Origin of the sequence: Roseivirga sp. UBA1976 (assembly GCF_002336325.1) — a bacterium.
Classification (GTDB): domain Bacteria; phylum Bacteroidota; class Bacteroidia; order Cytophagales; family Cyclobacteriaceae; genus Roseivirga; species Roseivirga thermotolerans.
Genome location: NZ_DDDQ01000098.1, coordinates 17,119 through 29,506 on the forward strand (window position 1 = coordinate 17,119; position 12,388 = coordinate 29,506).

Genomic DNA, 12,388 nt, shown 5'->3' on the forward strand with positions numbered 1-12,388 from the left:
AATTTCGCTCCATACCAACGCACTGGCTCCCAACACCGCGGCATTCTTATCCATCAGGTCGGACAACCTAATTTCAATCTTACCCTTGTAGCCAGGATACAGATATTCGTTAAACGATTTTTTGGTAGCCTCAATGAGTATATCGCCTGCCTTGGCTAAGCCTCCAAAAAGGAAAATGGCTTCGGGGCTGGTAACAGCCGCAGCATCGGCCAGCTTCAGCCCCAGTATATCACTGGTATATTCGTAGGCTTCAAGGGCTATAGGATCACCCTCCAGTGCCATTTCCGTAATCTTTTTCGCAGTTAACGACTCGTATGTATATGAACGAAGAGGCGTTTCTACATTGTTGGTAGCCAATAACTTAAACACGGTCCGTTTAATACCGGAAGCCGAGGCGTAGGTTTCTAAACACCCTCGTTTTCCGCAATTACACTCTCTCCCATCTGGATACACGTTGGTATGACCCAATTCACCCGCCAAGCCATCATGGCCATAAATGAGTTTACCCCGGGTTACTAATCCGGACCCCAGCCCGGTTCCCAGAGTTATCACAATAAAGTCGTTCATGTCTTTCGCTCCACCAAACACCTTTTCGCCTATGGCGGCCGCATTGGCATCGTTGGTAAGCACCATGGGCAGGTCAAAGTACTCGCGAAACATCTCTATAAAGGGAACAATGCCCTTCCAGTGAAGATTGGGAGCGTATTCTATGGTACCTTTATAATAATTGCCATTGGGCGCCCCTATTCCTATCCCCATAATTTCTATGGGCTCATTCAGCTTATCCAGGTTTTCCTGAATAGCCTGGCTCAAGGCATCGAGGAAAGGCTTAATTTCCTTGTGGGTATATGTTGGAATGGACCCTTCCATCAGGATATTACCCTCCACATCGCTCAGGCCAAACTTGGTAAAAGTTCCGCCAATATCTATTCCAATGGCTGTCTCTCTCATGACATCACTTTTTCATACCAATCACTACATATTGCGAATTAAGCCAAATTAATGCGTTCGCAAATGCGATGATTTAAAATTAGTACAATATGCAGATTCGCTGTTGATAAGCAGGAAAGGCCGAATGAGTTTTTAGGTAAACGATTGCATAAAAATAATTGGCCCTTACAGAGCTCCGGCACGTCATCAGGCTATCAGCTATCGGCATACTTTGAAACCCTTCGGTTGGTAAAAAAATTCCGGTAACAGTAACCGCTTTCGGGCTACCATCACCGGAAATACAATAGGCTGGACTTAGAAATTAAACCCTACAGAAAAAAGGAAGTTTGTACCAGCCTGTGGGTAGTAATAGTTTTCTCTTACCTCATAGTCAAGACCACCATAATAACCAAAGGTATAGCCATTGGACTCATACTCTACATTGAAAATGTTATTCACTAGCAGGCTTAGATCTATCTGGCGGATGAAGCGAGTAGCCAAGGTGTAGTTGAAGCGAACATCGTTGACAAAAAACGCATCGATTTTACGATTCTCATTAGACGTATTGTCAAGATACTGATCGCCCACATACTTAGACAACAGACTAACTTCGAACGACTGCGCTGGAGTGAACGTAAGCTGTGCGCCCGCAATAACATTTGGCGAAAAGCTAATGTCGGTATCGTTAAACTGAGTTCTTACCTCATTAAACTCATCGAAGGCCGGCCCGTAGTCATAAATAATTTCTTCGAAGGCCTTAATTTTATTTCGGCTGAGCGTAAGGTTGGCCTGCCACTTGAACCACTCGGCAACTTGCATGCCTCCGGCCAGTTCTACCCCCATGCGGTAGCTGTCCGGCACATTGGTGCGAATACCCGCCCCCACATCGTTCACATCGCCAGTTAGTACAAGCTGGTTCTTGTAATCCATCAAATAATAGTTAACCTCAAAAGCTGCCCTAGCAGTTCTTTTTCTAAAGCCAAACTCTATGTTGTTGAGGGTTTCGTGAGATGGAGCCGTGCCGGGCACAGCATCAATAATATCTGATCGGTTAGGCTCTTTATTACCAACAGCAAAAGAACCATACAGAGCGGTCTGTTCACTTAAGTTGTAGGTAAGACCAAACTTGGGGTTAAAGAAGGTGTAGTTATGGTCGAAGTCTATAGTGCGCAAATCATTATCGGTTCCCTTTCCTCTGTAACGTACCGTTCTTATTTGTGCATCGGCAAACAAGTTGAGTTGTTCAGTAGCCTGCAAGTTTACCTTTAAATAGGTGTTGAAATCTGTTTTATCAGAGCGGCTCTCATACCAGCGATGGCGTATGTCTCCGTTGCTGGCATAGCGCGCCCATATTACTTCGCCAAAATGCAAACCATCATATTCGTTAAATGCTCCACCCAAGGTGGCTTGCACCTTAGAGGCCTCATAGTTCAGGTCGTAGGTAATTCCATAAAAATCATTGTCGAGCCACCTTCTTCTAATCAGATCTGTAGAGCTAATGGTAGAATTACCTACGGTTACTTCTTGCAAGCCATAATCTACCAGATCTTCATCGTCTTTGAACTCCTCAAAAAAACCGGCTCCCCGGGTGTAGTGCAATGCAGTGTTCAGGTTCCAACCTTCGGCCAGATTTTGGCTAAAATGAAGCTGATAATGATCTTGCCCGTAATTGTCTACCTGATTATCGTATAGGTAATAGTTGAATGTTCTACCTGAGTTTCTAAGGTTGGCGGCCTGTTGAGCGTTGTAGCCATTGTTGGCAATAACCTCTTCTATGCCTGCGGCATCGTTTCTCAACCTAGCCTCGGGAGTTCCCCACCAGCTCTGATAGGTTTTCTCATTTCCGGCAAAATGAATTAACTGAAGACTGGTTTTTTTACCGAAATAGCCTCCGGAAACATAGTAAGACTCAAGGTCTGAAGAGGCCCGGTCGATATAGCCATCTGATGCTATACGAGACAATCTCCCTTCAAATGCCCAGTTATTGGCCAATAGTCCGGTTGAGTAAATGGCATTGTATTTTTGCGTATTGTAAGAACCCACGCTGGTGTTTACCTGAGCTTTCGGTACAGAGCTCACTCCATTGGTCAAAAGGTTAATGGATGCGCCAAAAGCTCCGGCTCCGTTGGTCGATGTGCCCACTCCTCTTTGTACTTGTATGGAAGAGGTTGAAGAGGCAAAATCGGGCATATTTACCCAATAAACTCCCTGCGATTCTGAGTCGTTTACAGGAATTCCGTTGATGGTAACGTTGATTCGTGTGGGGTCACTTCCTCTCACACGAATGCCTGTATAACCAACACCCGCCCCGGCATCGGAAGTAACTACTACTGAGGGAGTCCAGTTAAGCAAGAAAGGCAAGTCTTGCCCAAGGTTTTGCTTTTCAATTTCCTCAGCTGATACATTGGTAAAGGTGGTAGGCGTTTTTTCATTGGCCCTGGTGCCGGTAACAATTACATCTTGCAACTGTCGGGTGTCTGGCACTAACTCCAACAGAAGCTCTACCGCTCCGTTGACAGTTACTTTTTGCGACAGCTTCACATAACCAATCATAGATACCATGAGTGTGTAATTACCCGATGCAACATTGGGCAACTCAAATTCTCCACTCACATTGGTTACGGTACCCTGCTGTGACGGACTGAGCATAACACTGGCTCCAAAAACAGCTTCTCCCGTGGTGCTGTCTACCACTTTTCCTTTGATGTTGCTTTGAGCATACATCTGTGTGAACATCAGCATTAGAACCGATGCCACGAACAACTTTTTCATTGAATTGATTTTTAATGGTTCAACAATGGCGGCTAGGGGAAGCCAACCTAAAACGTTAGACCACCACGTCCCTGCGTCAGCATTACCTGCATCAGGTTCTATGGGTATAATCTCAGCCTGTATTTCATCCCGAATGAACGGGAAAAGGCACCCCTATTATTGGGCGCAAAAGTAAACTTAGTTTATCAAAAACGAAAAACTATTTTACCCTGGCGCAAGCACTGGTTGTGCTATAGGATAGAATTTATTTTTTGAATGGCTGTTTCCAGCCTTTTTTGAAAAGAACCTTGCACTACCTCATATGCTACCCCATACTCTTTCAAGGCCCTTTCATACAAATCGAAAAGCTCAGGACGATTTTCGGGGCTTTCCCGTAGCGGATCCTCTTCATAGGGCACATCGTAGTAGGTGAGCAGGTAATAAGAGGCCTGATTCATGGATAGTTGCTGCAATATCCAAGGGTCGCAATGGCCATATTTAAACTCGCTCCAAATTTTAATAACAAACAGGTCGGTATCTAAAAACAGTAAGTCTTTTACCTGCTTTCTATACTTCCTTTCTTCACGCAACTGTCCTTCAGCAATTGCAATAAGGTCGTTTTGTATATAAGGTCTGTTAAGGTTGGTTAGAAATTCTCTTGAATATTCCGGCACCCAAAGGGTTTTATAGTGTGCGGCCAAAGCTTCAGTAAGAGTAGTTTTTCCTGTACTTTCCGGCCCCACTACGGCAATTGTAATCATTCGCTAATCGGGTTGAGGTGCATACTCTTTTTCCAAGCCAGGTACCCGGCCACCGCCATTGAAATATACACCAGATATAAAACAGAGTAGAAATAAAGTTCTTTGTAAAAGTAGATGCCCGTAGCCAGTACGTCTATGGCAAACCAGTAGTACCAGTTGTCCAGTTTTTTTCTGGCCGTAAGCCACATGGCCGTTACGCTCAACATAGAAGTGGCACTATCCCAGTAAGGTAAGCTTGGTGCATCAATTCCTTCGAACCACACCGGCAGCTGCATTAAAAACTGGGCAAAGAGGTAAATAAATAGACCTGAAACAGCGAGGTATGTGAGACCCGAACCAAGCGAAAGTCGGGTAACACGCAGGGCTTCTTGTTTCTTTTCCTTACCCTTAACCCAGTGTATCCAACCATAAACATTAAGCACCAAAAAGAAAATATGTAGCAACAAGTCGCCATATAATCGCGACTCATAAAAGACAAACAAGGAAATAATGGTGTAGATAATCCCGAACGGCCAGGTCCATATATTCTCCTTAATAAGGTAGACTACGGCCAGAATTCCGGAAACAAAAGCAATGAGGCCCCAAAAGTCAAAAGCTTGAACATTGGCGACAATATCCTGCCAAATCTCGTTTAGGTGCATGGCCCAAAGATATGATTAATTGGTATATTTCGTTGGTTGAAAAAACAAACATGGAAATGCTCAAAGCAATACTGGCCCTGATAGTGATAATGGTAATATTCCCAACGTTTATCACCGCACAAGAAAAAGAATACAATGTAGAGACCGAAAGCGTATCTGAATATGTAGATAAGATTTTGAACGGGCCTATAACCAAAGAAGGCCTGAGCAAAATGCCATACAAAATATGGTTCAACACCAATTACAAAACGTATCTGGTCGATACAGAAACTCTTAAAGACATCAGGAAGAAAAACCTCAAAGGGCTGCGTATTCTGGCTTTTATGGGCACCTGGTGTCATGATAGCAACCGCGAAATACCAAGACTCATTAGAGTTTGTGAAGAATTGGGCATAGCCGACCGGCTGGAATTGTATGGGGTAGATGTAAATAAAAAAAGCCGCTTAGAGAAAGAAAAGAACTGGGACATTAGAAAAACTCCGACCATCATATTCTTGCGCAACGGAGAAGAAATTGGGCGAATTTTGGAGGAACCGGAAGTTTCATTCGAACACTCTATGGAATTAATCATCAACCAAAATGCTAACTAATCAAAAAGAGCTCTTCAGTCTACCGGACGACATCACCTATCTCAACTGCAGCTATATGTCTCCGCAGCTTAAAGCGGTAGCCGAAGTAGGGGTTAGGTCTTTGTATGGCAAAGACGACCCCACCTCTGTAAAGCCGGAAGACTTCTTTAATAATACTCGCGCACTCCGCACAGAGTTTGCCAAACTCATCAATGCCCGCTCCGAACAGCAATGTGCCATTGTGCCTTCTGTATCGTATGCGCTGGCCAATGTGGCCAAAAACCTGAAAGCCGGTAAGGGAGACAACATTGTATTGGCCGATGAGCAATTCCCCAGCAATGTGTATGCATGGAAAGCGCTGGAAAAAGAAAGAGGAATTACCATTAAGTATATAACAGCACCTCAACTAAAAACCGGACGTGGCCAAAGCTGGAATGAAAAACTGCTTGAAGCCATTGATACCAACACAAAAATGGTTGCTTGCGGGCATGTGCATTGGGCCGATGGCACCAAATTCGACCTGAAAGCCATTCGCAAAAGAGCCGATGAAGTAGGTGCCATTCTGGTAATAGACGGAACACAGTCCATTGGTGCCCTACCCTTTAATGTACAGGAATTCAAGCCCGATGCCGTAGTTGCAACAGGCTATAAATGGCTAATGGGGCCCTACGGCTTGGGCATAGCCTATTTCGGAGAATACTTTAACGAAGGCAGCCCCATAGAAAACAACTGGATGAACAGACTTCATAGTGAGGATTTTCGAAATCTGATTAATTACCAGAATGAATACCAACCCGGTTCAATCCGCTACGAAGTGGGCGAAAGTGCCAACTTCATTCTTACGCCTATGCTCACCAGAGCCATTCGTCAGATCAATGAGTGGGGACCGGCCAACATTCAGGCCTACTGTAAAAACATCACAGCCCCTTATCTCAAAGAATTGAAAGACTTGGGTATTCAGATTGAAGATGAAGCCTTCAGGGGAGAACATCTGTTTGGACTCAGATTGCCGGAACATATGAATATGGAAGAGGTAAGGCAACGTTTTGAAATACAAAGAATCTATGTCTCTATTAGAGGAAATTCCATTCGGGTTTCACCACATTTATATAACTCCGAAGCTGATCTGGAAAAATTAGTAGAGACCTTTAAGGTTAAAACTATGGTCTGAACGTGCCAGGCAGAAGATTGAAATTTATTTGTTGAAACATATTTTTTTCAATCCTACAATCTGCGTAATTTTGTCCGGCAAATAAAACCACGTATTTATTTGCTATGCCACTCGATACTGACAAATTCCTTTTTGAAGCACTGACCTATGACGATGTGCTTCTTCTGCCGGGTTACTCCGAAGTTCTTCCAAGAAATACAGTTACCAAAACATGGCTCACCAAGAACATTCAACTGAATATTCCATTGGTGTCGGCTGCTATGGATACTGTTACCGAATACAAGCTGGCCATTGCCATGGCCCTTGAAGGAGGCCTTGGGTTTATTCACAAAAACATGACTGTGGAGCAACAAGCTCTGCAGGTAAGAAAGGTGAAACGTTCTCAGAGTGGAATGATTTTAGACCCCATCACTCTGCACGTAGAAAGCACCGCCAGAGAGGCCGAGCAAATAATGCGTGAGAACAAGATAGGTGGTATTCCTGTGGTAGATGCAGACAAGCTTCTGGTAGGAATAGTTACCAACCGCGACATGCGCTTTATCAAAGACATGACCACCCCGGTCAGAGAAATAATGACCAGCGAAAACCTCATTACAGCCAAAATGGGCATTGGTCTTGACGAGGCTGAAGGGGTATTGGAGAAATACAAAATTGAAAAACTCCCCATTATTGACGAAAAAGGTAAGTTAACAGGACTTATCACCTACAAAGACATTCTTAAAAACCGAAACAGGCCCAACGCTTGTAAAGATGAGTACGGTCGTTTACGTGTGGGAGCGGCTGTTGGAGTTACTCCAGATATTGACGAGCGTATTCAGGCACTGGTCAATGCCGGAGTAGACGTAGTGAGCATAGACACTGCTCATGGGCACTCCAAAGGGGTGATTGATACGGCCAAGCGTATAAAAAAGGCATTTGCCAATTTAGATGTGATAGTAGGAAATATTGCTACAGCCGAAGCGGCAAAAGCCCTTGCCGATGCCGGAGCCGATGCCATTAAGGTGGGAGTAGGCCCGGGTAGTATCTGTACAACCCGTGTAATTGCCGGAGTAGGTATGCCACAACTTTCGGCCGTATATGAGGCCGCCAAAGCAGTGAAAGACGCAGGTATTCCGATTATAGCCGATGGCGGAATACGATACTCTGGCGATGTGGTTAAAGCCATAGCAGCCGGAGCCAACACCATAATGATTGGTTCGCTACTGGCCGGAACCGAAGAAGCTCCGGGCGAAGTAATACTCTACGAAGGCAGAAAATTCAAGTCTTACCGTGGCATGGGCTCTGTAGAAGCCATGGAAGATGGCTCTAAAGACCGCTACTTCCAGGATGCTGAAGACGATATTAAAAAATTGGTACCCGAAGGTATTGTAGGCAGAGTGCCCTACAAAGGCCTGGTGCAAGAGGTACTTTATCAGATTACAGGAGGCTTGCAGGCCGGCATGGGCTACTGTGGTGCCGCCACAATAGAGGAGCTTCAAAAAGCCAAGTTTGTAAAAATAACCGGAGCAGGAGTGCGAGAAAGCCACCCTCACGATGTGTTCATTACTCGTGAAGCTCCAAACTATAGCCGATAACTCATTTCATACAGCCTGAGAATATTGGGCAAAAAAAGCGAGCGCCTAAAGGTACATGAAACCTCTCAGGCGCTCGCTTTGTGTTTTATGTGGAGGAGTTTATTTACTCACACGCTTGCCCGACATAGGGAAAGTATCCTGCCCCATGTAAACAGCTCCATCCATAGTATCTCCATCAAACTGGCACTCAATCTCTGCCACCGTACCCATTACTTCAATACTTCCGGTGAGGTTTCTGTCCTGCACCGTTACGCCATTCATCTCCAGTACTCCAAACTGATCAGTTTCAAGACTGGCAGTGTAGGCTCCCGGGTTACCGCTAATTCGCATAGTACCTGAACTACCACCATCGGGCGTATTGACAAAATACTCCCATACTCCGGTTGGGTCATATACCTTAGCTTTAACAGCCTTTTTGGCCGAAGAATTAGTGGTGGTACCCGATGCAGCACAGCCTGCAAGCACCACAGAAAGCAGAGCAAAGGCGCACATTATCTGTATCGATTTTTTCATTTTCATAACCATTGTTTTAGAATATCAGCGCATTGAAAATAGCACAATTTTTCTATAAAAAGAGGCTTTATGCCCTTCAAGAATTGTCTCAGCCAATATATACCACATTAATATCAAGCTGGTTTTGATTGTAAGCATTATGGCCTAACTTTGTGCCAATTTGTACCTAAGTCAACAAGTCGTTCTCTACCTAAAAAATGCCTAAAGACAACAGCATCAAGTCCATCCTAATCATCGGAAGTGGACCTATCATTATCGGACAAGCCTGTGAGTTTGATTATTCAGGATCTCAAGCCGCCAGATCGTTGCGGGAAGAGGGAATAGAAGTAACCCTCATTAACTCTAACCCGGCAACCATTATGACCGACCCGGTTATGGCCGACAACATTTACCTCAAGCCATTAACCAAAAAATCGATCATAGAAATTCTGGAAAAACACCAAATCGATGCAGTGCTACCTACCATGGGTGGTCAAACTGCACTTAACCTGGCCATTGACTGCGACAAAGCAGGGATATGGAAAAAATACGGGGTGCGCATAATTGGTGTAGATATTAATGCCATTGAGACCACGGAAGACCGTGAAAAGTTCAGGCATAAAATGATTGAAATTGGTGTAGACGTTTGCCGCGGAGAAACTGCCACCTCTTTCTTAAAAGGAAAAGAAATTGCTCAGGAAATTGGCTTCCCGCTAGTAATACGCCCATCATTTACTTTGGGCGGTTATGGTGGCGGATTTGTAGATAATCCGGAAGAATTCAACGAAGCACTGAAAAGAGGTTTAGATGCCTCACCCATTCACGAAGTGTTAGTTGAACAAAGTATTCTGGGCTGGAAAGAATATGAGTTAGAGTTGTTAAGAGACAACCTTGGCAACGTTATCATCATTTGTTCCATCGAAAACTTCGACCCAATGGGGGTACACACCGGAGACTCCATTACTGTTGCTCCGGCCATGACACTGCCAGACACCGTGTATCAGAACATGCGCGACATGGCCATCAAAATGATGAACGCCATCGGCCAGTTTGCCGGAGGGTGTAACGTGCAGTTTGCCGTAAATCCCGAAACAGACGATATAATTGGTATAGAAATCAACCCACGCGTATCGCGCTCATCGGCACTAGCCTCGAAAGCCACCGGATACCCCATTGCCAAGATTGCCGCAAAACTCGCTATTGGATACAACCTGGACGAGCTAAAGAACCAGATCACTAAAACCACTTCGGCTTTCTTTGAGCCTGCACTGGACTATGTGATTGTGAAGATCCCACGTTGGAACTTCGATAAATTCAAAGGTTCCGATCGAAAACTAGGGCTTCAAATGAAGTCTGTAGGAGAAGCCATGGGTATTGGCCGCAATTTCCAGGAGGCACTTCAGAAAGCCTGCCAATCGCTGGAAATAAAAAGAAACGGACTTGGTGCCGATGGCAAAGAAGTGACCGATCAGGCCGCCCTGCTTCATAGCCTTGAAAACCCAAGCTGGAACAGGCTTTTCCATATTTACGATGCCTTTAAACTAGGTATCCCGTTCAAAACCATTCAGAAGAAAACCAAAATCGATAAGTGGTTCCTTCAGCAAATTGAAGAACTTATTGAGCTTGAAACTGAAATTGAACAATATTCACTCGATACCTTACCCGAGCGCCTGTTGAGAACAGCCAAAGAAAAAGGCTATGCCGACCGACAAATTGCTCATCTGTTGAAATGCTGGGAAAGTGAGGTGTTTAAGAAAAGACACGAGTTGGGCATTAAGCGGGTGTACAAGCTGGTAGATACCTGCGCGGCCGAATTCGAAGCCCAAACTCCATACTACTACTCTACTTTCGATCAGGAAAACGAATCGGAGGTAAGTAACAACAAGAAAATTATAGTGCTTGGCTCTGGCCCGAACCGAATCGGACAGGGAATTGAGTTTGACTATTGCTGTGTGCACGGCTTATATGCCGCCAAAGAGTGTGGCTATGAGACCATCATGATCAACTGTAACCCTGAAACGGTTTCGACCGATTTCGATACAGCCGATAAGCTCTACTTTGAACCCGTATTCTGGGAACACATATACGACATCATTCTGCACGAAAAACCTGAGGGTGTGATTGTGCAATTGGGTGGTCAGACCGCGCTTAAACTGGCTGAAAAACTAGACCGTTATGGCATTAAGATTATAGGCACAAGCTTCGAAGCACTCGACCTGGCCGAAGATCGCGGAAGATTTTCTACCCTCCTGGCCGAAAACAATATTCCTTACCCTAAGTTCGGGGTAATTGAAGATGCTGACGAGGCCCTTGAGCTTTCTAAAGAACTTGGCTTTCCTCTGCTGGTAAGGCCTTCTTACGTATTGGGAGGTCAAAGCATGAAGATTGTGATCAACGAGCAGGAGCTAGAAGAGCACGTAGTGAACATTCTCAAGGACATTCCAGGCAACAGAGTGTTATTAGACCACTTCCTGGACGGAGCCATAGAGGCGGAGGCCGATGCAATCTGTGACGGTGAAGAGGTTTATATCATAGGCATAATGGAACACATTGAACCGGCCGGAATTCACTCGGGCGACTCGTATGCTGTATTGCCTCCATATAGCTTGGGCGACTTTGTAATGCAACAAATTGAAACCATTACTAAAAAGATTGCTCTGGCTCTAAAAACCGTTGGCCTGATTAATATTCAGTTCGCCATTAAGAATGATACCGTTTACGTGATTGAGGCGAACCCACGAGCCTCACGAACCGTTCCATTCATAGGCAAAGCTTACCAGGAACCTTATGTGAATTATGCCACAAAAGTGATGCTCGGTGAGAAGAAGCTGAAAGACTTTGAATTTAAGCCGGTTAAGAAAGGCTACGCCATTAAAGAACCGGTTTTCTCATTCCACAAATTCCCGAATGTGAATAAGGAACTTGGGCCTGAGATGAAGTCTACAGGAGAAGCCATCTACTTTATCGATGATTTAATGGATGACTACTTCCTGGATATTTACTCAAAACGTAACCAATATTTAAGTAGATAAAGTTGATTCGGTTAATCCTTATTTTCGTCCTTATTTTCTGGGTCATACGATCCGTTTTTAAGTTGTTTTCTGTGGGGCTCGGACAAGCCCAGCAACAACAACATAGAGGTTTTTCCAATAGCGGCAGATCGCACAGAAAACCTTCTGATGGAAATGTAAACATTGACTATGCCCCGAAAAAACCTTCGAAAAAGTCTTCGGAGAACTACAAAGGTGGAGACTACGTAGATTATGAAGAGGTGAAATAAGCCAGTATGATATAAAAAAGGGGCGATTTGAAATCAAATCGCCCCTTTTTTGTTTATGCATATTTTACTTAAACATTTGAATTGAACCCAAATAGAAAAGTCGAGCATGCCGCAACCAATTTTAAATAAACTTTTAGGGTTACTCATTTAGATCGCATTAGTTAGATCCCAGTATACCAGCCACAAGCTGTGTCCTCACAGCGTCTTTTAACAGCCATT

General features: G+C 44.5%; 10 protein-coding genes and 1 riboswitch. Of the genes, 5 read left to right on the forward strand and 5 right to left on the reverse strand.

Translation table 11 applies throughout. The features are described 5' to 3' along the window. From B3763_RS09555 to pnuC, 4 genes are all read right to left on the reverse strand, one after another. Positions 1–951: ROK family protein (locus B3763_RS09555; protein ID WP_286745992.1), on the reverse strand; the 951-nt coding region annotated here is incomplete at its 3' end. Between the two features lie 294 nt (positions 952–1,245). Beyond that, positions 1,246–3,702, reverse strand: coding sequence for a TonB-dependent receptor (locus B3763_RS09560; RefSeq protein WP_286745994.1), 2,457 nt, complete (start codon positions 3,700–3,702; stop codon positions 1,246–1,248). 50 nt (positions 3,703–3,752) lie between these two features. Then, a riboswitch (TPP riboswitch) is annotated at positions 3,753–3,867 on the reverse strand. Positions 3,868–3,932: 65 nt separating this feature from the next. Continuing rightward, positions 3,933–4,442 (reverse strand): ATP-binding protein, encoded by a 510-nt coding sequence (locus B3763_RS09565; protein WP_286745996.1) that lies wholly within the window; start codon positions 4,440–4,442, stop codon positions 3,933–3,935. Then, positions 4,439–5,083: a nicotinamide riboside transporter PnuC gene (pnuC, locus tag B3763_RS09570; RefSeq protein ID WP_286745998.1), complete on the reverse strand. Its 645-nt coding sequence runs from the start codon at positions 5,081–5,083 to the stop codon at positions 4,439–4,441. The genes B3763_RS09565 and pnuC overlap by 4 nt, the downstream gene beginning before the upstream one ends. An 11-nt stretch (positions 5,084–5,094) precedes the next feature. Here pnuC and B3763_RS09575 point away from each other — a divergent pair, with 11 nt between their 5' ends. From B3763_RS09575 to guaB, 3 genes are all read left to right on the forward strand, one after another. Next, positions 5,095–5,673: a thioredoxin family protein gene (locus B3763_RS09575; RefSeq protein WP_189631548.1), complete on the forward strand. Its 579-nt coding sequence runs from the start codon at positions 5,095–5,097 to the stop codon at positions 5,671–5,673. Next, complete coding sequence (locus B3763_RS09580; protein ID WP_286746000.1) at positions 5,663–6,823, forward strand: aminotransferase class V-fold PLP-dependent enzyme; 1,161 nt, start codon at positions 5,663–5,665, stop codon at positions 6,821–6,823. The genes B3763_RS09575 and B3763_RS09580 overlap by 11 nt, the downstream gene beginning before the upstream one ends. A gap of 104 nt (positions 6,824–6,927) precedes the next feature. Further along, a complete protein-coding gene (gene guaB / locus B3763_RS09585; RefSeq protein ID WP_189631550.1) occupies positions 6,928–8,397 on the forward strand; it encodes an IMP dehydrogenase in 1,470 nt (489 codons plus the stop codon). A gap of 99 nt (positions 8,398–8,496) precedes the next feature. Here the strand turns inward: guaB and B3763_RS09590 are convergent, their stop codons facing one another. Further along, positions 8,497–8,910 (reverse strand): hypothetical protein, encoded by a 414-nt coding sequence (locus B3763_RS09590; protein WP_189631551.1) that lies wholly within the window; start codon positions 8,908–8,910, stop codon positions 8,497–8,499. A 197-nt stretch (positions 8,911–9,107) separates the two neighbouring features. Between B3763_RS09590 and carB the strand changes: the two genes are divergently transcribed. Together carB and B3763_RS09600 are read left to right on the forward strand one after the other, a co-directional pair. Further along, on the forward strand, positions 9,108–11,921 hold the full coding sequence (carB, locus tag B3763_RS09595; protein ID WP_189631552.1) for a carbamoyl-phosphate synthase large subunit: 2,814 nt from the start codon (positions 9,108–9,110) through the stop codon (positions 11,919–11,921). A 2-nt stretch (positions 11,922–11,923) separates the two neighbouring features. Then, positions 11,924–12,169, forward strand: coding sequence for a DUF4834 family protein (locus B3763_RS09600; protein ID WP_189631553.1), 246 nt, complete (start codon positions 11,924–11,926; stop codon positions 12,167–12,169). Positions 12,170–12,388 lie beyond the last annotated feature (219 nt).